Source organism: Kineococcus gynurae (assembly GCF_042433995.1).
GTDB classification, from domain to species: Bacteria; Actinomycetota; Actinomycetes; order Actinomycetales; family Kineococcaceae; genus Kineococcus; species Kineococcus gynurae.
The window spans coordinates 63531-85975 of sequence record NZ_JBHLUI010000001.1 but is presented as its reverse complement, the minus strand read 5'-3'; the positions used below and the strand labels follow the sequence as shown (position 1 = coordinate 85975).

Genomic DNA, 22445 nt, shown 5'->3' with positions numbered 1-22445 from the left:
CGTGCGCGGGTGGTCCCCCTGGACGAGCATTCACCACGTCCGTACCGTCCGCCCGAGGATCACGCGGCAGCGTCCGCGCTCCCGGGAACAGCAGAGAACAGGAGGCGGCGCCCCGGCGCCCACACCATGACGGTTCCCAGCATCATGCTCAACGACGGCCGCTCCATCCCCCAGCTCGGGTTCGGCACCTTCCAGATCGACCCCTCCGAGACCGCGGCCCGGACCGCGGAGGCGTTCGAGGCCGGCTACCGGCACATCGACACCGCCCAGATGTACGGCAACGAGGCCGGGGTCGGCGAGGCGTTCGCCTCCTCGGGATTGCCCCGTGACGACGTCTGGATCACCACCAAGCTGAACAACTCCGAGCACGAGCCCGACGACGCCCGCCGGGCGATCGACGGATCCCTGAAGGCGCTCGATCTCGACTACGTGGACCTGCTGCTCATCCACTGGCCGCTGCCCACCCGCTACGACGGGGACTTCGTCAGCACCTGGAAGGTGCTGGAGGAGGCGCGCGCCGCGGGCAAGGCCCGGTCCATCGGTGTCTCGAACTTCCAGCCCGCCCACCTGCGCCGGCTGGCCCAGGAGACGACGGTCAAGCCGGCGGTGAACCAGATCGAGGTCCACCCCTACTTCACCAACGGTGAGGCCCGCGCCGCCTCGATCGACACCCAGATCGCCGTCGAGGCGTGGTCCCCGATCGCGCAGGGCGGGGTCCTCACCGATCCGACCATCACGGGGATCGCGACGCGTCTCGGGAAGACCCCCGCGCAGGTGACGTTGCGCTGGCACGTGGAACGCGGGGACATCATCTTCCCGAAGTCCTCCACCCCGGAGCGCATGCGGGAGAACTTCGCGTTGTTCGACTTCGAGCTGAGCAGCGAGGACGTCGCCCAGATCTCGGCCCTGGACAAGGGCGAGGCCGGGCGGACCGGCCCGAACCCGGACACGTTCGACCGCGTCTGACGCGCGCCGCACCCGTGACCGACGCGCTTCCCGGGGAGACCCGGCCCGTGACCCCCACCCCGACCCGCACGGTCGTGGCGGGGGTCGCGGCGTTCGGGCTCGCCGTGATCGCGCTGCTGACCTGGTCGAAGTGGGCCCCCTACCTGCTGCGCACCGAGGAGTTGAGCGCCTCCGGCGCCTGGTCGGGGTCGTCCTTGCTCGCGACCGCGGGGGTCGAGGCGGGCAGCGGACCGAGTCTCGCGGCCGGGTGGGCCTTCACCGTGGCCTACGGGACCGCCGTCTGGAAGGCCGTCGTCGCGGGTCTCGTCATCGCGGCCGGGATCCAGTCCCTCGTCCCCCGCGGCGCCCTGCTGCGGCTGCTCCGACGCGGCCCCTGGGGATCGGCCGCGCGGGGCGGGCTCGTCGCCACCCCGTCGATGATGTGCTCCTGCTGCACCGCCCCCGTCGCCAACGCCCTGCAGCGCAGCGGGGTCCCCACCGCCGGGGTCGTCGCCTACTGGCTGGGCAATCCGCTGCTCAACCCGGCCGTGCTCGTCTTCATGCTGCTGGTCGCCCCCTGGCAGTGGGCCGCCGTGCGCCTCGTGGTCGGGGTCGTGCTGGTGGTCGGCGGGGCGGTCCTGGTCGCCCGGCTCACCCGTCGCCGCTCACCGCCCGGAGCGCTCGCCGCGGTCGGGGCCGACGCGCAGGGGCCATCCCACCGGGGGTTCTTCGCCACCCTGGTCCGGACCGCTCTGGTCATCGTGCCGGAGTACCTCGTGGTGGTGTTCGTGGTCGGGGTCTTCAGCGGCTGGCTGTTCCCGCTCGGGGAGTCGGCCCGCTCCTGGGGCGTCCTCGCCCTCCTCGTCGCGGTGGTGCTCGGCACGCTCATGGTGATCCCGACGGCCGGGGAGATCCCGTTCGCCCAGGGGCTGGCGGTCGCCGGTTTCGGCCCCGCCGTCGTCGGCGCGCTGCTGATCGTGCTGCCCGCGGTCAGCGTGCCCTCGGCCGTGATGACCGGGCGGGCCCTGGGCTGGCGGGTCGTGGGGTTGACGATGCTCGTGGTCGGCGCGGGAGGACTGCTCGCCGGCGCCCTCCTCGCGCTGACCACGTGACCGCGTCGGTCGGTCGGTCAGTTCAGCGGGCGGACCTCGGCCGGCAGGCCACCCCCGGCGTGCACGTCGCGGACGAGGTCCTGCAGCGCCATGAGCGCGACGCGCTGGCTGAACGGGCCGTAGGACACGCGGGCCACACCGAGCTCCTGGAGCCGGGCCAGGGGCAGCGAACCGGGCACCGCGATGAGCGTGAGGCGCTGCGGGCCGAACGCGTCGACCAGCGTCGTCACCTGGGCCTCGTCGAGCAGCCCGGGGACGAACACGACGGGCGCCCCGGCGTCGAGGTAGGCCTTGCCGCGGGTGACGGCGTCGGCGAGGTTCTCCTCCGCCGAACGCTTGCCACCCCGCACGAACGCGTCGGTCCGGGCGTTGAGGACGAACGGGATGCCCTCGGCCTCACCGGCCTTGACCGCGGCCCGGACGTTGGCGACGGCCTCGTCGAGGGGGCGCAGCCGGTCCTCCAGGTTGGCCCCGACGACCCCGACGCCGATGGCCCGTCGCACGGTGTCCCCGGCGTCGCCGTAGCCGCCCTCGAGGTCGGCGCTGACCGGCAGGTCGGTGGCCCCGACGATGCGCTCGATGGCCTGCAGGTGCAGTTCGAGGGGGATGTTCTCCCCGTCCTCGTAGCCGAAGCTCGCCGCGATGGAGTGGCTGGCGGTGGCCAGCGCCGTGGTGCTCGGCTCGTCGGCGACGACCTTGGCCGAGATCGGGTCCCACACGTTGACGACCGTGAGGAGGTGGGTGTCCTGGTGCAGGTGGAGCAGGCGCGTGGCCTGGTCGTGGAGACTCATGATCGGGTCAACCCCGGACCCGTCGCCCATCTTCCGGACCGAACCGTCACGGGGCGTCGGCCCCCCGACCGGCCTCCTGCTCCAGCAGCGCGTCGAGGTCGCGCAACCGGTCGAGCCCCCGCAGCGGCTGGGCCATCCGCCGGTTGCCCTCGAGCTGCTCGCGGTGGCCGTGCAGGAAGTTCCAGTAGCCGGCGGTGAACGGGCAGGCGTCGTCCCCGACCCGCTTCTTCGGGTCGTACCGGCAGCCCTTGCAGTAGTCGCTCATCCGGTCGATGTAGGCCCCACCGGACACGTACGGCTTGGTGGCCAGGACCCCGTGGTCGGCGTGCTGGGACATGCCGACCACGTTGGAGGTCATCACCCAGTCGTAACCGTCCACGAAGTTCGCCCAGAACCAGTCGGAGAGTTCCTGCGGGTCGTAGGAGTGCTGCAGCGCCCAGTTGCCGAGGACCATGAGCCGCGGGATGTGGTGGGTCCAGCCGTCCTCGCGCACGTCGCGCAGCACCCCGGAGAGGCAGTTCGCGCCCACCGCGTCGGCGTCGAGGTCGGCGAACCATGCCGGCAGCGGCGTCCGGGCCTGCAGTGCGTTGCGCTGCTTGTAGTCCTCGCCCAGGTGCCAGTGCAGGTGCCAGACGTAGGAGCGCCATCCGATCACCTGCCGGATGAACCCCTCGACCGAGGCCAGCCGCTCGGAGTTCTTCCGCCCGTGATCCTCGGCCCGGCGGGCGACCTCCAGCGGGTCCAGCAGGCCGAGGTTCAGGGGCACCGAGAGCATGGAGTGGGCCATCCAGCGGTCCCCTGCGAGCATGGCGTCCTCGTAGGTCCCGAACTGCCCCAACCGGTGGGTCAGGAAGTGCCGCAGCGCCCGCAGGGCCTCCGACCGGGTCACCGCGAACCGCCGCGGACCGTCCTCCCCGGAGAACTCCACACCGTCGTCGCGGACCATGCGGTCCAGGTCGGCCCGCACCTCCTCGTCGATGTCGTCCTCGGTGGGCCACCAGGGTTCGCGCACGTCCAGACGTTCCTGCTTCGGCGGGGCTTCGCGGTTCTCCCCGTCGTAGTTCCACTCCCCGCCGACGGGGGTGCCGTCGGCGTTCACCAGCACCGAGTGCTGCCGCCGCACGTCGCGGTAGAAGTCCTCCATGAGCAGGCGCTTGCGGGCCCGTCGTTCGGCCCACCCGGCGAACTGCGCCTCGGAGACGACGAAACCGCGCGAGGCCAGGACCTCGACGTCGGGCAGGCGCCGGACCAGGCGGCGGGCCCGCCAGGACGTCGGGTCGCAGACGCTCAAGCGACCGGCGTCGGCCTCGCGCAGGCCGTCCGCGTAGGTGTCGGCGGTGACGAAGACCGCCCGGTCGCCGAGCTCGGCCGCGCGGTGGCGCAGCGCCGAGAGCACGAGGTGGGCCTTGCGCCGGTGGAAGCGCTTGCGGCGGAACACGTCGCGCGACTCGATCAGCAGCACCGGCTGCTTCGGAGAGTCCAGGAAGTGCGGGCCCAGCTGGTCGGCGAACAGCCAGCGCCGGGTCGAGGGGCTGCGCTCGGGCAGGGTTTCGGGCAAGGCTTCCGGCGGGGCCGGCTCGTCGCTCACGACAGCAATATCCCCCGGGGGACGCCGCCGCGCCCTCCGGGGGATCTTGGGTGGTCGGGGTTCAGCCCTCGGGTGCCGGGCGCGGTGCCGCCGGCGCACCGGTCGCCCCCGCCGGAGCCTCGCCCTCGGCGGCCGCGGCGTCGGCCTCGGCCCTGGCCCGGCGGACCGCCTCGGCCGGGTCCTCCAGGTCGAGCTCCATGGCCACGTCGGCGTGCTCGCCGCTGGCCTCGGTACCGCGACGCGGCGACGGGCCCGCGGGAACGCCGCCGTGGGCGTCGAACATGGAGCCGAAACCCTTGAGCGCATCGTTCAGCTCGCTCGGCACGATCCAGACCTTGTTCGCGTCGCCCTTGGCGACCTGCGGCAGCATCTGCAGGTACTGGTAGGCCAGCAGCTTCGGGTCCGGGTCGCCCCGGTGGATCGCGTCGAACACCTGGGTGATCGCCTTGGACTCACCCTCGGCCCGCAGGATGGCCGACTGCCGCTCACCCTCGGCCCGCAGGATGGCCGACTGCCGCTCACCCTCGGCGGTCAAGATCTGCGACTGCTTGAAGCCTTCCGCGGTGAGGATCGCCGCGCGCTTGTCGCGCTCGGCGCGCATCTGCTTCTCCATCGAGTCCTGCACGCTGGCCGGCGGGTCGATGGCCTTCAGCTCGACGCGGTTCACGCGGATGCCCCAGCGTCCGGTCGCGTCGTCGAGCACGCCGCGCAGCTGACCGTTGATCTGGTCGCGACTGGTCAGGGTCTGCTCCAGGTCCAGCGACCCGATCACGTTGCGCAGCGTGGTGACGGTGAGCTGCTCGATGCCCTGGATGTAGTTCGCGATCTCGTAGGTCGCGGCCTTCGGGTCGGTCGGCTGGTAGTAGATCACCGTATCGATCGACACGACGAGGTTGTCCGACGTGATCACCGGCTGCGGCGGGAAGGAGACGACCTGCTCGCGCAGGTCGACGGTGGCCCGGGGCTTGTCGATGAAGGGGACGAGGAAGTTCAGGCCCGCGTCGAGGGTGCGCGAGTACCGCCCGAGCCGTTCGACGATGATCGCCGTGGCCTGCGGCACGATGCGGATCGTCCGGGCGATGACGGTGACCACGAACAGGATCACGAGTCCCAGGACGATGAGCGTCACGATCTGGTCCATCTAGGACTCCTTCGAGAGGTTCGGAGGGTCGGTCGGCCGGGTTTGGACCGTCGGATCGGTGGGGACGGCGGCGCCGACCACCGCGGTGGCCCCGTCGATGGCCGTGACCACGACGTCGCTGCCCTCGGCGAACACCGGGCCGGCCGAACGGGCCGACCAGGTCTCCCCGACGAGCTTGACCAGACCGCCGCGGTTGCTGACCTCGGCGATCACCAGGGCGGTGCGGCCCACCAGGGCCGGTGAGTTCGTGGTGCCGGTCGGTGGCATCCGCAACCGGCGCAGCAGCACCGGCCGGATGGTGCCGATCAGCAGACCGGCTGCGGCGGAGGCGATCAGCACCTGGCCGACGAACTCCAGCCCCAGCGCGTCGGCCAGCGCCCCGGCCAGGGCTCCCCCGGCCAGCATGGCGAACACCAGGTCGATGGCCGTCATCTCGAGCACCCCGAGGATCAGCGCGGCCGCGATCCAGATCAGCCAGCTGCGTTCCAGGATCAGATCCAGGATCTCCATGGCGGCCCCCGTCCGTGCGGTCTGGAAGCCGCCATCCTAGTTCGCGCAGGCCACGGACCCGCGGTCCGGGGGCCTCCGGGCGAGGGGTGTGGTGCGATGACCCCATGGCCTCCCGACTGCTCCCCGGACACCGTGCCCTCCGCTACGACGGCCGGACCGTCCTCGTCACCGGTGCGTCCAGCGGGATCGGGGCGGGCCTCGCGGAGGCCTTCGCCGACCGGGGGGCCGACCTCGTCCTCGTCGCCCGCCGCGGTGACGTGCTCGCCTCCCTGGCCGCGGCCCTGCGCGCGCGGTTCGGGGTGCGCGTCGAGGTCCTCGCGATCGACCTGACCGCCCCCGAGGCAGGTCGCACCGTCCGGGACCGGCTGGCCGAGCTGGGCCGTGACGTGGACGTGCTGGTCAACAACGCGGGCTTCGCCGTCCAGGGGCCGGTCGCGGAGACCGAGGACGTCGACCGCCTCACCGCGCAGATCACCCTGAACTGCACGGCCCTGGTCGACCTCACGGCCCGCCTGCTGCCGGACATGGTCGCCCGCGGATCGGGGACGGTGGTCAACGTGTCCAGCGTGGCCGCCTTCCAGCCGGTCCCCGGACTCGCGGTCTACGGCGCGACCAAGGCGTTCGTGCTCGCCTTCACCGAGGCGCTGTGGGCCGAGAACCGTCGCCACGGCGTGCGCGTCCTGGCCGTCTGCCCCGGCCCCACCGAGACCCCGTTCTTCGACGTCGCCGGGGAGGACGCCGTCGGGGCGCTCCCCCGCCGCTCGGTCGACCAGGTCGTGGCCACGACGATCCGGGCCCTGGAGGGAAACGCGCCGGTCGCGGTCGACGGTCTGCTCTACCGGGCGCTGACGGTGACGACGCGGCTGGTCCCGCGCCGGGTGCTGACCATGGTGGCCGGGGCCATCACCTCGACCCCGCACCCCCGGGCCCGCACCGAGGCCTGACCCACCGCCGGGGCCGTCGCCGCGGGGACTCCCGACCGGGCCCGTCGCTCACCCGGCGCGGCAGCGCCGGTCTTCCGTCGACATCGGCCCCGTCCGCTCGACCCGGACGCTCGCAGCTGCGCCCGGCTCGACCGTCAGGCTCGTCTCGCACTCCCAGAGCGCACCGACGTCGACGAACTCCGGGGGGCCGACGCCTCGTCCGGGCACCCGTCACCCATCGGGCAGTGCAGTTGAGCCACCCAGACCGAGTACGTCCCGGGGACCACCGACACCTTCTCGTCGACATCAGTCTCTCCGTCGATGTCGACGACCTCCGATGCGCTGACCTCGCCCGTCTTCGGATCGCTCACGCGCAGGACGACGGCGCTCTCCGAGTCCATGAGGGGCGAGACGTCGGGGACGGAGAACGTGACGTCCTCCGCTGACGGCCCCCCGAGGGAGCAGGCACCGACGGCGGCGCTCACCAGCAGACCGCAGAACGCCCATCGAGCCGCGCGAGCCACCCGCCTCCCCCTTCTGCTCGTGGAACCGCCCGCCGCGATCCCTGGATCACGGCGGACGGCTCGTGGACCGCTCCGGTCAGTACTCGTCGAGCGGCGGGCAGGAGCAGACGAGGTTGCGGTCGCCCGCGGCCCCGTCGATGCGCCGCACGGGCGGCCAGTACTTGTGCCGCGGGTCGGTCCCGCCCGGGTAGGCGGCCTCGCTGCGCGAGTACGGCATGTCCCAGTCCCCCAGCAGGCTGGGGGCGGTGTGCGGGGCGTGGCGCAGCGGGGAGTCGGCCACCGGGAAACGTCCCGCGGCAATCTCCTCGACCTCGGCGGCGATCGACAGCATCGCGTCGCAGAACCGGTCCAGCTCGGCCAGGTCCTCGCTCTCGGTCGGCTCCACCATGAGCGTCCCCGCCACCGGGAACGACATCGTCGGGGCGTGGAACCCGTAGTCCACCAGCCGCTTCGCGACGTCGTCCACGGTCACGCCGGTCGCCTTGGTCATCGGCCGCAGGTCGAGGATGCACTCGTGGGCGACCATGCCCTTCGGACCGCGGTAGAGGACCGGGTAGGCCTCACCGAGGCGCGCGGCCACGTAGTTCGCCGACAGGACCGCCTGCGTGGTGGCCTCGCGCAACCCGTCCGGCCCCATGAGCCGCAGGTAGGCCCACGAGATCGGCAGGATGCCCGCGGAGCCGAACGGGGCCGCCGAGACCATGCCCACCCGGGCCGGGTCGTCGTCGGTCGGCGACGTCCCGGGCAGGAACTCCGCGAGATGGGAACGCACCGCGACCGGGCCCACCCCGGGGCCGCCCCCGCCGTGCGGGATGCAGAACGTCTTGTGCAGGTTCAGGTGCGACACGTCGGCGCCGAACCGGCCCGGCCGGGCGAGGCCGACGAGGGCGTTGAGGTTGGCCCCGTCGACGTAGACCTGCCCCCCGGCGTCGTGGACCAGGGCGCAGACCTCGCTGATGGACTCCTCGTACACGCCGTGGGTCGAGGGGTAGGTGACCATGATCGCGGCGAGATCGTCGGCGTGCTCGGACACGTTGCGCCGCAGATCGTCCAGGTCGACGTTGCCGAGCTCGTCGCAGGCCACCACCACGACCTTGAGCCCCGCCATGACCGCGCTGGCCGCGTTCGTCCCGTGCGCCGACGACGGGATGAGGCAGATGCGCCGCTCGGCCTGGCCCCGGGCCACGTGGTAGGCCCGGATCGCCAGCAAGCCGGCGAACTCCCCCTGCGATCCGGCGTTGGGCTGCAACGAGACCGCGTCGTACCCGGTCGCCTCGGCGAGCATCGCCGACAGGTCCTCGACCAGCGCCGCGGTCCCGGCCAGCTGGTCGGCCGGGGCGTAGGGGTGCAGGTCGGCGAACTCGGGCCACGAGACCGGTTCCAGCTCGGTCGTCGCGTTCAGCTTCATGGTGCAGGAACCGAGCGGGATCGCCCCGCGGTCCAGCGCGTAGTCCAGGTCGGCCAGGCGCTTGAGGTAGCGCAGCATCTGGGTCTCGGAACGGTGCTGGGCGAACACCGGGTGGGTCAGGAACTCCGAGGTGCGCCGCAACGCCTCCGGCAGACCGTCCTCGGCCGGGTCGTCCAGCTGCAGCGGGGGCAGACCGAACCCGGCCAGCGCGGCGCTGACGTGACCGGCGTCGGTGGTCTCGTCGACCGTGACCCCGACGGTGTCCGCGTCCACCCGGCGCAGGTTCACGCCCGCGTCGAGGGCCCGGGCGAGGACCTCGTCGGCGCGCCCGGGAACCCGGGCCAGGACGGTGTCGAAGAACTCGTCGTGGACGACCTCCACGCCCCCGGCGCGCAGCTCGGCGGCCAGCGTCCCGGCGGTGAGCGCGACCCGGGAGGCGATGTGGCGCAACCCCTCCGGCCCGTGCCAGACGGCGTAGCACCCGGCCATCACGGCCAGCAGGACCTGGGCGGTGCAGATGTTCGAGGTCGCCTTGTCCCGGCGGATGTGCTGCTCCCGGGTCTGCAGTGCGAGCCGGTAGGCGGGGGCGCCGTCGGCGTCGGTGGAGACCCCGACGATGCGACCGGGCAGCGACCGCTCCAGCCCCTTGCGGACGGCCAGGTACCCGGCGTGCGGACCGCCGGCCATCATCGGGACCCCGAAACGCTGGGCCGACCCGACGGCCACGTCGGCGCCGAACTCCCCTGGCGCGCGCAGCAGCGTCAGGGCCAGCAGGTCGGCGGCCACGACGACGAGCGCCCCGCGCTCGTGGGCCGCCCCGGTCAGGTCGGACAGGTCGCGCACCCGCCCCGAGGTGCCCGGGTACTGGGCCAGCAGGCCGAACACGGCCCGCTCCCCCAGCGCGGCCAACGGGTCCTCGGCGTCGAGGTCGAGGGTGACCAGCTCGATGCCCAGCGGGACGGCCCGCGTGCGCAGCACGGCGAGAGTCTGGGGAAGCACGTCGGCGTCCACCGCGAAGACGGCGTCGCGCGCCGCCTTGGAGACCCGCCGGGTCAGGGTCATGGCCTCCGCGGCGGCGGTCGCCTCGTCGAGCAGGGAGGCTCCGGCGACCGGCAGGGCGGTCAGATCGGTCACCGTGGTCTGGAAGTTCAGCAGGGCCTCGAGCCGCCCCTGGGAGATCTCGGGCTGGTAGGGCGTGTAGGCCGTGTACCAGGACGGGTTCTCCAGGACGTTGCGCCGCACCACGGCCGGGGTCCGGGTCCCGTGGTAGCCGAGCCCGATCAGCGAGGGGACCACGGTGTTGCGGGCGGCCAGCGCCCGCAGCTCGGCGGTGACGGCCGACTCGTCCAGGGCCTCGGGCAGCGCCAGCGCCGAGTCCCGGATCCCGGCCGGGACGGCCCGGTCGAGCAGCTCGTCGGTGGAGGCGACGCCGACCGCGGCGAGCATGGTCGCGATCTCGGCGCCGCGGGGGCCGATGTGCCGACCGCTGAAGGGCAGGGCGGTGGCGGTCAGCGTGCGCTCGGGACGGGGGGTCCCGGCGGGCGGCTCGGCCGGCGTGGTCGGGGCGGGAGCGGTCAGGGTCATCGGAGAACTCCTGCGGGTCGGGTCGGTCGAGGGACCCCCCGTCTGTCGGGCCGCCGGGCACGGACGCGGCCGTGTCGACGGGTGCCTTCAGAGCGGCCTGCTCCACGCGGTCCGGTGGCCTGAGAGGTTCCGGGGATGTTGCCCCTTCGGCGCCCCGGTGGCTCCGGGGTCTCTCCCGCGCGGGATGGACGGCCAGGGCCCGAGTCTAGTCGCCTCCGGTTCTGCGTGCCGTCGCCGGCGCGACACCCCCGACTTGTAGGTTGACCGCCGTGGTGACCGTCGCGATCAGCAGTGCCAAAGGCGGCGTCGGCAAGACGTCCGTCGTCCTCGGACTGGCCTCGGCCGCACTGGAACGCCAGGTCCCCACCCTCGTCGTCGACCTCGACCCGCAGGCGGACGCGACCACCGGGCTCGACGTCACCGCGCACCGTGACCACGACGTGGCCAGCGTGCTCGCCTCCCCCAAACGCAAGATCGCCGAGGCGGCCGTGGCCCCGAGCGGGTGGGCCTCGGACCACCCCGGGATGCTCGACGTCCTGACCGGCACGTCCGACTCGGCCATGCTCGACGTCCCCGAACCCGACGGCGAGGCCCTGGAGCACCTGCGGCGGGCGCTGCGCAAGATCGGCGAGCACGACCTGGCCCTGCTGGACTGCCCGCCCTCGCTCGGCGGCCTGACCCGTTCGGCCTGGGCCGCCAGCGACCTCCTGCTCGTGGTCTCCGACGCCAGCCGGTTCTCGGTCGCCGCGGTCGACCGGACCCTGCGCGAGGTGGCGGCGCTGCGCCGGGGACCGCGTCCGGTGGGCATCCTCGTGAACCGCTACAACCCCCGCTCCCCCGAGCAGCGCTTCCGCCTCGAGGAACTGCGCGAGATCGCCGGGTACCTGGTGCTGGACCCGCTACCCGACCGGGCGGCGATCGGGCAGGCGCAGGGCGCGGGGCTCCCCGTGCACCGCGTGAAGGGGGTCGGGGCCCGGCAGCTGGCGACCCGGTTCGAGGAGATCCTCGACCGGATCATGGACGCCCGCTGAGCCGGTCCAGCCGCGGCCGGTCGCGACCTCACCGGGCCCGCGGTGGGCGCGCGCGGTAACTTGACGTGAGCAGAGATCGCCACGGTGGCGGGACCGAGGGAGGTCGGGTGACCACGTCGGAGGCGGGCCCCGGTGCGGACGCGCGTCCCGGCGAACCCCGGACGGTGCTCGACCTGTCGGTGGACCTCACCGTGACCCCTCCGGCCCGACCTTCCGACCCGCCCGGATCGACGCCGGTCGCCGAGGCCGAGGACCTGGTCCACGCCGCGGTGGAACGCCGCCTGCACGCCCTGCGTCAGCAGTGGACCCGGGTCGGCGCCGACATCGCCGCCCGCCTGCGCCCCGGCGTCGCCGCCGCGGAGCTGGACGCCGCCGAGGACCGCCTCGGACTCCCCATCCCGGCCGCGGCCCGGGCGTGGTGGTCGCTCGTCGACGGGGTCGAGCCGGTCCGCCGCCGGTACGGGCGGACGACCCCCTCGGTCGGTCCCGGCGGGTGGGTCCCGTTGTCCCTGGCCGACGCCGTGGACCGGGTCGCCGGGGGCGGAGCCCTGGGGGCGCCCACCCCGCCTGGCCTGCTGCCGGTGTTCGCCCGGACCGAGGAACTGCTCGCGGTCCGGCTCGGTCACGGGGTCGCGGTGCTGGAGCAGCTCGAGCTCGGCGACGAGGGGGATTCCTACCAGCACGGCTGGCGGGCCGACCTCGACGAGCTGCTGCGGACGTGGGCCGACGCCCTGCTCGCCGCGGTGATCTGGCTGCCCGACGCGCACGACTGGGTGACGGATCCGTTCGCGGTCCGCGCGTTGGCGAAGCCCTACCTCATCGACTGAGCGACACCGACCGACCCCGGTGAGCCGTCGGCGGTGCCCGGCCGGGGGAAAGGGTCAGCCGGCCTCGCGGGCCCGCCGGCGGGCGCCGAGCTCGTCGGCGGCGGCCAGGTCGAGCGTCGGGGCGTCCTCAAGGGGGGCCCGACGCTCCGAGGGCAGCGAGGCCAGTTCCCCCTCGACCTCGCGCCACACGCGACCCACCGCGATCCCGAAGACGCCCTGACCACCCTGCACGAGGTCGACCACCTCGTCGGCGGACGTGCACTCGTAGACACTGGCCCCGTCGCTCATGAGCGTGATCTGGGCCAGGTCCTCGACCCCGCGCTCGCGCAGGTGGGTCACCGCGGTCCGGATCTGGTGCAAGGACACCCCGGTGTCCAGGAGACGCTTGACGACCTTCAGCACGAGGATGTCGCGGAAGCCGTAGAGCCGTTGGGATCCGGAGCCGTTGGCCCCGCGCACCCCGGGCTCGACGAGCCCGGTCCGGGCCCAGTAGTCGAGCTGGCGGTAGGTGATGCCGGCGGCCTTGCAGGCGGTCTGACCGCGGTAGCCGACCTCCTCGTCGAGGTCGGGCAGGTCTTCGGCGAACAGCAGACCCTGCGAGCCCGTCGCCGTGGGCTTCTCCGCCCGCGCGGTCCGCGCGACGGCCGGCCGTGCGACAGCTGGCTGTGCGACAGCATCGCCACGTCTGCTCACGCCGTCCTCCTCCTCGACGCACCCGCCGGCGCCCGGCTGGGCACACCCTGAGTACTCGTCCGACCGTAGAACGCGACCCCCGGAGCGTCAACGAGGCGCGCGGCGGGTCGGAGCGCGGCTTCGGCGGCGGGTGCCCCGCCGCGCGTCGGACCGGTCAGGGCCGGGGGTCCGGCCCCGGGTCGGACTCGAAGTCCTCCGGCGTGATCTGGTCGAGGAACTCCCGGAACTTCTCGACCTCGTCCTCGTCCTCGTCGGGGACGGGCACGCCCCCCGAGTCCAGGACCGCCTCGTCCCCGACGATCGGGCAGCCGACGCGCAGGGCCAGGGCGATGGCGTCGGAGGTGCGGGAGCTGACCTTCTGCCCCGAGTCGAAGACCAGCTCGGCGTAGTAGACGTTGTCGCGCATCTCGACGATGCGGACCTCGGTGAGCGTCCGCCCCAGGGCCTCGATGACGTCCTTGAGCAGGTCGTGGGTCAGCGGCCGCGGCGGGACGACGCCCTGCTGGGCGAAGGCGATCGCCGAGGCCTCCGGCGCACCGATCCAGATGGGGAGGTAGCGGTCGCCGCCGCGTTCCCGCAGCAGGACGATCGGGTTGTTGGAGGGCATCTCGACCCGGACACCGACGACATCGAGCGCGCGCACGTCTGCACCGTACCCCGCGCCCCCGGCGGCGCCAGTCACCCCCCTGGGTGCGGCGGCCCGGCTCCGATCAGGACGTCAGCCGGGCCAGCCCGCTCGCCACCAGGGCGGTGTGCAGCCGCAGGCAGGCGGCCGACACCTCGCGCGCCGTCTCCTCCACCCGGGCCGAGGCCTCGGCCGTCCGGCCACGTTGGAGCGGAGCGACGATCTGCTCGGCCAGCCCCACCTCGCGCTCGGCGGCCGTGCGGAACATGCGCAGGTGCCGGGCCTCGATGCCGTGGGCCGCGAGCTCGGCCGCGGCCCGCAGGACCTCCAGGGCCTCCCCGTCGTACCAGGGGCCGCCCGGAGCCGGGGCCAGCACGCCGAAACCCTCCAGGGCCTCCAGCAGCTCGGCCTCCACGCCGGACTCGCGCAGCAGCTCCGAGCGGGTGAGTCGCAGCCGGGCCGCACGACCGTCGAAGCGGGACGCACCTGGCACGTCGGCCGGCCCGACGACCTCCGGGGCGCGCGGCGAGGAGCCCGGCAGCGGCGGCGGCTGCAACCCGCGGTCCAGCGCGTCCAGGTGCTCCCGGATGATCTTGAGCGGCAGGTAGTGGTCGCGCTGGGCGGCCAGCACGTAGCGCAGCCGTTCGACGTCGTCGGCCGAGAACTTGCGGTAGCCGGCCGGGGTCCGGGTCGGCTCGACCAGCCCCTGGTCCTCCAGGAAGCGGATCTTGGAGATGGTGACGTCGGGGAAGTCGTGGGTCAGCAGGGCCAGGACCTCGCCGATGGTCATCGTCGCGGCGGAGCTGCCGTACTCGCCGGCCCGAGCGGTGCTCGCGTTCACGCGGGGGTGCCCGGGGTCCCGGTCTCCCCCGCGTCCGCGCTGCGCTGCGAGGCGTGGAACTCCATCCGGAACTTGCCGATCTGGACCTCGTCGTTGGTGCGCAGGACGACGTCGTCGATCCGCTCGCGGTTGACGTAGGTGCCGTTCAGGCTGCCCACGTCGCGGACCCGGAACGAGGGACCCCGCGCCGGGTCCGGGTGACGCACGAACTCGGCGTGCTTGCGGGAGACGGTGACGTCGTCGAGGAAGATGTCCGCGTCCGGGTGACGCCCGGCGGACGTGCGCTCGGCGTCGAGCAGGAAGCGCGCCCCGGCGTTCGGGCCGCGGCGCACCAGCAGCAGCGCCGACCCGGGCGGGAGCGCCTCGACGGCCTCGAGGTCCTCGCGCGAGAGGCCGCCCTCGACCGGGTCGTGCACCTCCGGCAGGACGAGGCCGGCGAAGGACATGGTGGAGTCGGCCGGGCGTTCCGCACGCTCCGGGCTGTCCTCCGACGGAGACATAGCGTTCACTCCTCGCACCCGACCTGAACCGGACCCCGCTCCGTGACGGGCCCACCGGAGGCCCGACGACTGACCGCAGTCATGCGATCACCGCACAGCCTAGCGACTGCGGCTCAGCCGATGTGGCCGCGGTACCCCTCGGCGTCGAGCAGCGCGTCGACCTCGGAGGGGTCGTCGGGGGTCAGCGTGAACATCCAGCCCTCGCCGTAGGCGTCGGAGTTCACCAGGTCCGGACGCGTCTCCAGACCCGGGTTGTGCTCGACGACCGTGCCCGAGACCGGCGCGACGATCTCGCTGACGCTTTTGGTGGACTCGACCTCGCCGCAGCTCGCCCCGGCCTGCACGGCCTCCCCGGCGGCGGGCAACGAGACGTAGACGACGTCGCCCAGGGCGTCCTGCGCGTGGTCGGTGATGCCGATGCGCAGCGTGCCGTCGTCCTCGACCCGGACCCACTCGTGGTCGGTGGAGTACCGCAGGTCGGCAGGGACGTCGGTCATGGACTGCTCCTCGTTTCGTGGAACCACGGGGTCCCGCCACCGGGGACCCGCGCGCGACCCGGGTCAGCCCGACGTCGCCGGGCGAGCGTACTGAGGCGCGGAGACGACGTGCAAGGCGGTCACCCGCAGGTCCTCGGAGTTCTCGACCGACAGGTCGGCCCCCAACTGCCGCAACGTTTCTCGCACCCCGCCGGGGATGTCCAGCGCGGTCGAGAGCGTGGTCGGGTCGCCGATCGCCAGGATGGTGAACGGGGAACTCTCGATCGTCCCGCCCACGTCCACACCGCCCCCGGCGGGGGCACCGGGGCCGGGACTCGTGAACGCGGTGCTCGCGACGACCCGGGTCCCGTTGATCTGCAACGCCTCGGCCCCGGCGTCGCGCAGTTCCTGCACCGCCTGGATCATCACCGTCGGCGAGATGGTGCCGGCCGGGTCGGTGACGGTCGCGGTGATCCCCGGGCCGGCCGCGGGCAGGGTCCCGGCGAGCAGACCGTAGGTGCGGGCCCGGTCGGCGGCCGCGCGGGCGGCGGCCTCGGCCGAGTCGCTGCCGGCGGTCAGTTCCCGGCGCGTCGCCTCGAGCTGCTGCACCTCCGCGGCGAGGCGGTCGCTGCGTTCGGAGGTGTCGTCGAGGATGCGGACCAGGTCGGCCTCGCGCAGGTCGTCCAACCCGCTGACCCGGGTCTGACGGACCTGCACCACCACCCCGAGACCGAGCGCGGCGCAGAGGATCCCGGCCAGGATCTGGGCCCGGGTCGCGCGCGGGCGCGCGGCGCGCCACAGCCGCCGCCAGGGTCCGCGCGGCCCGGCGGGGGCGGGGGCGGGGGCGGGGGCCTCGGCGTCGCGCCGGGGGACCTCGCTCATGCGTTGAGGAGGTGCCGACGGATGGCCGCGGCGTTGGAGAAGATCCGCACCCCGAGGACGACGACGACCCCGGTGGACAGCTGCGAGCCGACGCCGAGCTGGTCGCCGAGGTACACGATGAGGGCGGCCACCACGGCGTTGGAGAGGAACGAGACGACGAACACCTTGTCGTCGAAGATCCCGTCGAGCACGGCCCGCAGACCCCCGAACACCGCGTCCAGCGCGGCCACCACCGCGATGGGCAGGTAGGGCTGCAGGAACACCGGGACCTCGGGTTGCAGGAGCACCCCGGCCACGATGCCGACGAGGAGTCCGACCGCCGCGATCACGAGGGAAAACTACCTCCCGGCCCCGTCGACGTCGCGCAGCTCGACCCGCGCGGCGGCCGGCAGCCGCAGGTCCTCGACGGACTCCTGGGTGACCGAGATGCCGTAGTTGTTCTGCAGCGCAGCGAGGTAGCGGCCGGCGACGGAGGTGGCCAGCTGGGTCGGCAGGCGGGCCGGGTCACCGACGGCCGAGATCCGGTAGGGCCGGCTGAGGGGACGGTAGTCGACCAGGACGGCGTTGCCCGCGGCGCGGATCGCCGACAGCGAGGTGAGGCGTTGACCGTTCACCGCGACCGCCTCGGCCCCGGCCGCCCAGAGCCCGTTCACGACGAGCTGCAGGTCCCGGTCCACCACCCGTCCCGTCTGCGTCCCGGCCCCGCCGGAGGGCTCCGCCGCGTCGTCCAGGGTGATCACCAGACCCGGCCCCTCGACGGCCACCGCCCCGGCGGCCACGGCCAGCGCGTCGGCCCGGGCCGAGTCGGCGGCGGCCTGCGCCCCGCCCAGCTTCTGCTCCAGCCGGGCGTTGTCGGCCCGCAGCGCCTCGGCCCGCCCGGCCAGGTCGTCGGCGGCGACCGTCCCCGCCTCCACCCGCGCGACCAGGTCGGTCCGCGCCGGGTCACCGACCTGCTCGGCCGCGTGGACGCGCAGCGCGGCCAGGGTGAGCAACAACCCGATGAGGGCCGCGAGCAGCACGCTGAGCCAGCGGGAACCGCGGGCCGGGCCGCCGCCCGCCGCCCGTCGGGCCGCCGCGGCGGCGTAGCCCGGGTCCAGGGGGCGCTCCAGCAGCTCCACGAGGAGCGTCATGCTGGCGTCCTTGCGGGTCCCGGGCGGCAGCGGGCGCCCCAGGCGTCGACGCGGCCGGGTCGGTCGGGCCCTCATCGGGTCCTCACCGCAGGGCCGCCCGCTCGGCACGGACGACCCGGGCGGCCTGCTGGACGTAGAGCAGCCCCGCCCACCAGTAGAGCCCGGTCCCCCAGACGGCGAACGCCCAGCCGAGCACCCAGGCGGGTCCGGCCAGGGCCGGCACCACGACGCTCAGCAGCAGGAACGGGAAGGAGCTCAGCAGGCAGAAGGTGCCGAGCTTGCCGAGGAAGTGCACGCGCAGGACGCCGTGACCCACCCGGGCCAGGATGGGGACCGTGGCCACCATGACGGCGTCGCGGGCCACCAGCACCGCGACCAGCCACCACGGGATGACCCCCCGGTAGGCCAGTCCCAGCAGCGTCGTGGCGATGTAGAGGCGGTCGGCGAACGGGTCGAGGACCTGTCCCAGGCGCGTCACCTGGTCCCACCGGCGGGCGAGGTGGCCGTCCAGGTAGTCGCTGACCCCGCTGAGGGCCAGGACGGCCAGCGCCCACCCGTCGCGGTGCGTGACGATGAGGAACCCGAACACCGGGATGAGCAGCAGCCGCAGGACGCTGAGCAGGTTGGGAAGGGTCCACACCCGTTCGCTCACCATCGGTCTCCCCCCTGCTGCGCCCCCTCCCGGCAGCCTACGGGGGCCCCGGCTCACCGCTGCAGCTGCGCGAGGGTGCGGCGGACGCGTTCCTCGCTGACCGGGTGCGCGGTCGGCACCCCGGGGGCGAACTTCTGCAACCGCAGCTCCTGCAGGGTCCACCGGACGTCGAGCAGCTCGGCCGGCGGGTGGGCCCCGGCCCGGGCGAGGGCGGCGGCGAACTCCGCGCGCACCCGCTCGAACTCCGCCATCGCCACCCGGTCGCGCTGCGGGTCCGCGGGCATGCGCTCCAGGCGACGGGCGACGCCCTGGAGGTAGCGCAGCAGGTCGCCCACCCGCTCCACGCCGGCCCGGGTGACGAACCCCGGCCCGACGAGGTCGTCCAGCTGGGCCCGTACGTCGGCCAGCGACGGCACCAGGGTCAGCGACCCGGTGCGCGAGAGACCCCGCTCGACGTCGGCCAGCGCCCGCAGCACGCGCAGGGTCGTCGCCAGCGCGGTGCGGGTCAGCCCGGGGACCTCGCGCGCCACGCGGTCGCGGAGGTCGGCGAACTCGGCCGCGCTGCGGACGGGACCCCCGGCGAGGTTCAGGGCGCGGACGACGGCGGCGTGCAGGCAGTCGTCGAGCACCGCCGCCGCGCTCCCGTGCGGAGCCCGGGCCAGCAGGAGCTTGGCGTCGTTCGGCAGCTCGGCGAGCAGCGGACGCACCGGGGAGGTGATGGTGAGCAGCAGCAGCCGGACCGTCCCGGCGCGGTCCGCGACCGCCTGCTCCGCGGCGGTCGCGAAGGTGCGCAGGCCCACCGTCACCCCTTCGTCCACGAGGGCGGGGAAGGACTCCACCTCCCGGCCGCGGCGGATGCTGCGGTGCACGGCCGGGACCTCGTCCGGCAGGATCCCGCCCGGGGTCCAGTCGGTGGCCCCGGTGCGGGTGACCTCGTCGGCGGCCTCGGCCAACGTCTCCTCGACCTGACGGCTGAGCGAGGCCCGCAGGGTCGGGAAGTCCTTGCCCTGCGCGAGGACCGTGCCGTCGTCGGCCAGGACGCGAAACGTGGCCCGCAGGTGCGGCGGCACCTTCTGCCAGTCGACGTCCTCGTAGTAGATCTCCGTCCCGTCGCCGAGGTCGGGCAGGACCCGTTCGAAGGCCGCGAAGAAGTCCTCCTCCCGGGGCCTCACCCGGCGCAGGAACTCCGCCGCCCGGTCCGGGGCCGGGGCCAGGTGCTTGCGCAGGTCCTTGGGCAACGCCCGGACGAGCGCGGTCACCAGCTCCAGACGGAACCCGGGAACCTGCCAGTGCAGGTCCCGGTCGTCGAACCGGTTGAGGACGGCGACGGGGACGTCGATCGTGAGCCCATCGGCGGGCGAGGTGGGTTCGAAGACGTAACCCAGGTCCAGCTCGAGGTCGCCCTGCCGCCAGGTCCGGGGGAACTCCGCCTCGTCGACCGCGTCGTCCTCCGCGACGAGCATCGCCGGGTCGAAGGTCAACCGGTCCGGGTCCTCGCGCCGGACCTGCTTCCACCAGGCGTCGAAGTGCCGACCCGAGACCACGTGGGCCGGGATGCGGGCGTCGTAGAACTCCACCAGGACCTCGTCGTCGACGACGATGCCGCGACGGCGGGACCGGTGCTCGAGCTCCTCGGCGTCGGCCAGCAGCTCCGCGTTGCGGTGGAAGAACTCGTGCCGGGTCTCGAAGTCCCCCTCGACGAGGGCGTGCCGGATGAACAGGTCGCGAGCGGTCACCGGGTCGATCCGGGCCAGGTCCACCGCGCGGCCGGCCACGATCGGCACCCCGTACAGGGTGACCCGTTCGTTGGCCATGACCGCGGCCCGTTTCCGCGACCAGTGCGGTTCGGAGTAGTGGCGTTTCACCACGTGCTCGGCCAACGGTTCGATCCAGCGCGGGTCGATCCCCGCCGCCACCCGCGCCCAGAGCCGCGAGGTCTCCACGAGTTCCGCCGCCATCACCCAGTCCGGGGACCGCCGACCGAGCGCGGAACCCGGGGAGACGGCGAACTTCGCGTTGCGCGCGCCCAGGTACTCCTGCTGGCGCGGGCGTTCCGGACGACCCCGTCGCTCGGTCCGCCCCTTCCCGGCGGGTTCCTTGGGTTCGTCCTTGACCCCGATGTTGCCGAGCAGGCCGGCCAGCAGCGAGCGGTGCACGGCGTCGGCGTCGATGGTGGTGCGGGGCAGGACCTCCCCCTCCGCCGGAGCGGCGATCTCGGGGACGACGACCTCGTAGCGGAGGTCGCGGACGACCCGGCGCAGCTGGTGGTAGGTGTCCTGCCACTCCCGGATCCTTAGGAAGTGCAGCATCTCGGCCTTGACCCGGCGACGGAACGCCGAGGAGGACAGCTCGTCGGAGAGGTGACGCAGGTAGGCCCAGAGGTTCAGGTAGGTGAGGAAGTCGGAGTTCTCGTGCCGGAACCGGGCGTGCAGCTGCGCGGCCCGGTCACGCTGCTCCAGCGGTCGTTCGCGGGGGTCCTGCACCGACAGGGCGGCCACGACCACCAGGACCTCGTGCAGGCACGAGTTCCGCTGGGCCTCCAGCACCATGCGACCGAGCCGGGGGTCGATCGGGAGGCGGGCCAGGTCCTGCCCGACGCGGGTCAGCCGCGGCAGACCGCGCTCCCCCGGGCGCGGCGGCTGCAGCGCGCCCAGCTCGGTCAGCAGCGCCAGACCGTCGGCGACCGCCCGCGCCTCGGGCGGTTCGACGAAGGGGAACCGGGCGATGTCCCCCAGCCGCAGCGAGGCCATCTGCAGGATGACCGCCGCCAGGTTGGTCCGCAGGATCTCGGGGTCGGTGAACTCCGGGCGGGCCTCGAAGTCGGCCTGGGAGTAGAGCCGGATGCAGATCCCGTCCGCGACGCGCCCGCACCGACCGGCCCGCTGGTTGGCCGAGGCCTGCGAGACCCGCTCGATCGGGAGCCGTTGCACCTTGGTCCGGTGGCTGTACCGGGAGATGCGCGCGGTCCCGGCGTCCACCACGTAGCGGATGCCGGGCACCGTGAGCGAGGTCTCGGCGACGTTGGTCGAGAGCACGATGCGGCGGCCGGGATGCGGTCGGAACACCCGGTGCTGCTCCTCGGCCGACAACCGGGCGAACAGGGGCAGGATCTCGGTCTGTCCGCGGAAATCCCTCTCGCGCAGCAGCTCCTGCAACGCGTCGGCGGTGTCGCGGATCTCCCGTTCCCCGGGCAGGAACACCAGCACGTCGCCGGGCCCCTCGGCGGCCAGTTCGCGGACCGCCTCGACGATGCCCTCGGTCTGGTCGCGGTCGTCCTCGGGCAGCACGGCGGCCAGCGCGTCGTCGTCGTCGAGCGCGTCCCCGAACTCCTCCCCCAGCTCCTCGGCGAGCTCTTCCACGCGCAGCGGCCGGTAGCGGATCTCGACCGGGTAGGTGCGTCCGGACACCTCGAGGATCGGGGCCCCGCCGAAGTGCCGGGAGAACCGCTCCGGGTCGATGGTCGCCGAGGTGATGACGAGTTTCAGCTCCGGGCGGCGCGGCAGCAGCCGGGCCAGGTACCCCAGCAGGAAGTCGATCGTGAGGCTGCGCTCGTGAGCCTCGTCGATGATGATCGTGTCGTACTGGAGCAGGTCCGGGTCGCGCTGGATCTCCGCCAGCAGGATCCCGTCGGTCATCACCTTCAGCAGGCTCGCCTCGGAGACCGTGTCGGTGAACCGCACCGCGTACCCGACCGTCCCTCCCAGCTCGCTGCCGAGTTCCTCGGCGACGCGCTCGGCGACCGCCCGGGCGGCGATGCGTCGGGGCTGGGTGTGCCCGATGCGACCGCGGATCCCGCGCCCCACCTCGAGGCAGATCTTGGGGAGCTGCGTGGTCTTGCCCGACCCGGTCTCCCCGGCGACGACGATCACCTGGTGCTCGCGCAGCGCGGCCGCGATCCGGTCCTTCTCCCGGCTGACCGGGAGCTCCTCCGGGTAGTGCAGCGCGGGGACGGACGCGGCCCGCTCGGCGACGGTCGCCTCGGCCCGGGCGAGCTCCGCCTCCAGGTCGGCCATCCGGTCGGTCGCCGTACCGGTCGCCGTCTCGGCACCGGCCGAGGCCCGGCGCCGCAGCCGGTCGGCGTCGCGCAGCCCGATGCCCGCCAACCGCGCCTCCAGCGCCGGGTCGAGCGGGTGCGCGGGGCCCCGCCGGGCGGTGGGGGGACGACGACGGGAGGTTCTGGGCATGAGGGGACCATCGTAACGATGCGCCGATGCTCTGCTCCGGACGAGTGACCGGACGGAGTGCAGCGAACACTCTCTGTA

General features: G+C 73.7%; 21 protein-coding genes and 1 riboswitch. Of the genes, 5 read left to right on the top strand and 16 right to left on the bottom strand.

The window, feature by feature from the left end; translation table 11 throughout:
- Positions 1 to 126: 126 nt before the first annotated feature.
- Both ACFFKU_RS00415 and ACFFKU_RS00410 read left to right on the top strand, forming a co-directional pair.
- Positions 127 to 966: an aldo/keto reductase gene (locus ACFFKU_RS00415; protein WP_380134353.1), complete on the top strand. Its 840-nt coding sequence runs from the start codon at positions 127 to 129 to the stop codon at positions 964 to 966.
- A 47-nt stretch (positions 967 to 1013) separates the two neighbouring features.
- A complete protein-coding gene (locus ACFFKU_RS00410) occupies positions 1014 to 2057 on the top strand; it encodes a permease (protein WP_380134351.1) in 1044 nt (347 codons plus the stop codon).
- Positions 2058 to 2074: 17 nt separating this feature from the next.
- Here ACFFKU_RS00410 and ACFFKU_RS00405 read toward each other — a convergent pair whose 3' ends face one another.
- From ACFFKU_RS00405 to ACFFKU_RS00390, 4 genes are all read right to left on the bottom strand, one after another.
- Complete coding sequence (locus ACFFKU_RS00405) at positions 2075 to 2848, bottom strand: isocitrate lyase/PEP mutase family protein (RefSeq protein ID WP_380134348.1); 774 nt, start codon at positions 2846 to 2848, stop codon at positions 2075 to 2077.
- A gap of 46 nt (positions 2849 to 2894) precedes the next feature.
- Complete coding sequence (locus tag ACFFKU_RS00400) at positions 2895 to 4436, bottom strand: cryptochrome/photolyase family protein (RefSeq protein ID WP_380134346.1); 1542 nt, start codon at positions 4434 to 4436, stop codon at positions 2895 to 2897.
- 61 nt (positions 4437 to 4497) lie between these two features.
- The gene (locus ACFFKU_RS00395) at positions 4498 to 5577 is read right to left on the bottom strand and encodes an SPFH domain-containing protein (RefSeq protein ID WP_432499854.1); all 1080 of its coding nucleotides are present in this window, start codon (positions 5575 to 5577) and stop codon (positions 4498 to 4500) included.
- A complete protein-coding gene (locus ACFFKU_RS00390) occupies positions 5578 to 6087 on the bottom strand; it encodes an NfeD family protein (RefSeq protein ID WP_380134343.1) in 510 nt (169 codons plus the stop codon).
- Between the two features lie 104 nt (positions 6088 to 6191).
- On the opposite strand from ACFFKU_RS00390, the gene ACFFKU_RS00385 reads away from it, so the two are divergent.
- Entirely contained in the window at positions 6192 to 7031 is an 840-nt protein-coding gene (locus ACFFKU_RS00385; protein WP_380134342.1) for an SDR family NAD(P)-dependent oxidoreductase, read from the top strand.
- 134 nt (positions 7032 to 7165) lie between these two features.
- On the opposite strand, the gene ACFFKU_RS00380 is transcribed toward ACFFKU_RS00385, so the two are convergent.
- Positions 7166 to 7495, bottom strand: a complete 330-nt coding sequence (locus ACFFKU_RS00380) for a hypothetical protein (protein WP_380134339.1) — start codon at positions 7493 to 7495, stop codon at positions 7166 to 7168.
- 115 nt (positions 7496 to 7610) lie between these two features.
- Positions 7611 to 10526: an aminomethyl-transferring glycine dehydrogenase gene (gene gcvP / locus ACFFKU_RS00375; protein ID WP_380134336.1), complete on the bottom strand. Its 2916-nt coding sequence runs from the start codon at positions 10524 to 10526 to the stop codon at positions 7611 to 7613.
- Positions 10527 to 10623: 97 nt separating this feature from the next.
- A riboswitch (glycine riboswitch) is annotated at positions 10624 to 10714 on the bottom strand.
- 81 nt (positions 10715 to 10795) lie between these two features.
- Between gcvP and ACFFKU_RS00370 the strand changes: the two genes are divergently transcribed.
- Together ACFFKU_RS00370 and ACFFKU_RS00365 are read left to right on the top strand one after the other, a co-directional pair.
- On the top strand, positions 10796 to 11557 hold the full coding sequence (locus ACFFKU_RS00370; protein ID WP_380134334.1) for a ParA family protein: 762 nt from the start codon (positions 10796 to 10798) through the stop codon (positions 11555 to 11557).
- Positions 11558 to 11664: 107 nt separating this feature from the next.
- Positions 11665 to 12384 carry a hypothetical protein gene (locus tag ACFFKU_RS00365; protein ID WP_380134332.1) on the top strand — a complete coding sequence of 240 codons (720 nt, stop codon included), beginning with the start codon at positions 11665 to 11667 and terminating at the stop codon, positions 12382 to 12384.
- Between the two features lie 54 nt (positions 12385 to 12438).
- On the opposite strand, the gene ACFFKU_RS00360 is transcribed toward ACFFKU_RS00365, so the two are convergent.
- From ACFFKU_RS00360 to hrpA, 10 genes are all read right to left on the bottom strand, one after another.
- Positions 12439 to 12975 (bottom strand): MerR family transcriptional regulator, encoded by a 537-nt coding sequence (locus ACFFKU_RS00360; RefSeq protein WP_380134438.1) that lies wholly within the window; start codon positions 12973 to 12975, stop codon positions 12439 to 12441.
- Positions 12976 to 13231: 256 nt separating this feature from the next.
- A complete protein-coding gene (locus ACFFKU_RS00355; RefSeq protein WP_380134329.1) occupies positions 13232 to 13720 on the bottom strand; it encodes a bifunctional nuclease family protein in 489 nt (162 codons plus the stop codon).
- A gap of 67 nt (positions 13721 to 13787) precedes the next feature.
- Entirely contained in the window at positions 13788 to 14543 is a 756-nt protein-coding gene (gene ftsR / locus ACFFKU_RS00350) for a transcriptional regulator FtsR (RefSeq protein WP_380134326.1), read from the bottom strand.
- Positions 14540 to 15043, bottom strand: coding sequence for an FHA domain-containing protein (locus tag ACFFKU_RS00345; protein WP_380134323.1), 504 nt, complete (start codon positions 15041 to 15043; stop codon positions 14540 to 14542). Before ACFFKU_RS00345 ends, ftsR begins: the two co-directional genes overlap by 4 nt.
- 113 nt (positions 15044 to 15156) lie before the next feature.
- Entirely contained in the window at positions 15157 to 15540 is a 384-nt protein-coding gene (gcvH, locus tag ACFFKU_RS00340) for a glycine cleavage system protein GcvH (protein ID WP_380134321.1), read from the bottom strand.
- Positions 15541 to 15603: 63 nt separating this feature from the next.
- Positions 15604 to 16401: a DUF881 domain-containing protein gene (locus ACFFKU_RS00335; protein WP_380134318.1), complete on the bottom strand. Its 798-nt coding sequence runs from the start codon at positions 16399 to 16401 to the stop codon at positions 15604 to 15606.
- Entirely contained in the window at positions 16398 to 16730 is a 333-nt protein-coding gene (locus ACFFKU_RS00330; RefSeq protein ID WP_380134315.1) for a small basic family protein, read from the bottom strand. Before ACFFKU_RS00330 ends, ACFFKU_RS00335 begins: the two co-directional genes overlap by 4 nt.
- 9 nt (positions 16731 to 16739) lie before the next feature.
- Positions 16740 to 17531 carry a DUF881 domain-containing protein gene (locus tag ACFFKU_RS00325; RefSeq protein WP_380134312.1) on the bottom strand — a complete coding sequence of 264 codons (792 nt, stop codon included), beginning with the start codon at positions 17529 to 17531 and terminating at the stop codon, positions 16740 to 16742.
- An 82-nt stretch (positions 17532 to 17613) separates the two neighbouring features.
- Complete coding sequence (clsA, locus tag ACFFKU_RS00320; RefSeq protein ID WP_380134310.1) at positions 17614 to 18186, bottom strand: cardiolipin synthase ClsA; 573 nt, start codon at positions 18184 to 18186, stop codon at positions 17614 to 17616.
- A gap of 50 nt (positions 18187 to 18236) precedes the next feature.
- The gene (gene hrpA / locus ACFFKU_RS00315; RefSeq protein WP_380134307.1) at positions 18237 to 22367 is read right to left on the bottom strand and encodes an ATP-dependent RNA helicase HrpA; all 4131 of its coding nucleotides are present in this window, start codon (positions 22365 to 22367) and stop codon (positions 18237 to 18239) included.
- Positions 22368 to 22445 lie beyond the last annotated feature (78 nt).

Excerpts from the sequence above, each read along its gene's own strand:
- ACFFKU_RS00415 (WP_380134353.1), top strand. The coding sequence starts at position 127 with ATGACGGTTCCCAGCATCATGCTCAACGACGGCCGCTCCATCCCCCAG.
- ACFFKU_RS00405 (WP_380134348.1), bottom strand. The coding sequence starts at position 2,848 with ATGAGTCTCCACGACCAGGCCACGCGCCTGCTCCACCTGCACCAGGAC.
- ACFFKU_RS00395 (WP_432499854.1), bottom strand. The coding sequence starts at position 5,577 with ATGGACCAGATCGTGACGCTCATCGTCCTGGGACTCGTGATCCTGTTC.
- ACFFKU_RS00390 (WP_380134343.1), bottom strand. The coding sequence starts at position 6,087 with ATGGAGATCCTGGATCTGATCCTGGAACGCAGCTGGCTGATCTGGATC.
- ACFFKU_RS00385 (WP_380134342.1), top strand. The coding sequence starts at position 6,192 with ATGGCCTCCCGACTGCTCCCCGGACACCGTGCCCTCCGCTACGACGGC.
- gcvP (WP_380134336.1), bottom strand. The coding sequence starts at position 10,526 with ATGACCCTGACCGCTCCCGCCCCGACCACGCCGGCCGAGCCGCCCGCC.
- ACFFKU_RS00345 (WP_380134323.1), bottom strand. The coding sequence starts at position 15,043 with ATGTCTCCGTCGGAGGACAGCCCGGAGCGTGCGGAACGCCCGGCCGAC.
- gcvH (WP_380134321.1), bottom strand. The coding sequence starts at position 15,540 with ATGACCGACGTCCCTGCCGACCTGCGGTACTCCACCGACCACGAGTGG.
- ACFFKU_RS00335 (WP_380134318.1), bottom strand. The coding sequence starts at position 16,401 with ATGAGCGAGGTCCCCCGGCGCGACGCCGAGGCCCCCGCCCCCGCCCCC.
- ACFFKU_RS00325 (WP_380134312.1), bottom strand. The coding sequence starts at position 17,531 with ATGACGCTCCTCGTGGAGCTGCTGGAGCGCCCCCTGGACCCGGGCTAC.
- clsA (WP_380134310.1), bottom strand. The coding sequence starts at position 18,186 with ATGGTGAGCGAACGGGTGTGGACCCTTCCCAACCTGCTCAGCGTCCTG.
- hrpA (WP_380134307.1), bottom strand. The coding sequence starts at position 22,367 with ATGCCCAGAACCTCCCGTCGTCGTCCCCCCACCGCCCGGCGGGGCCCC.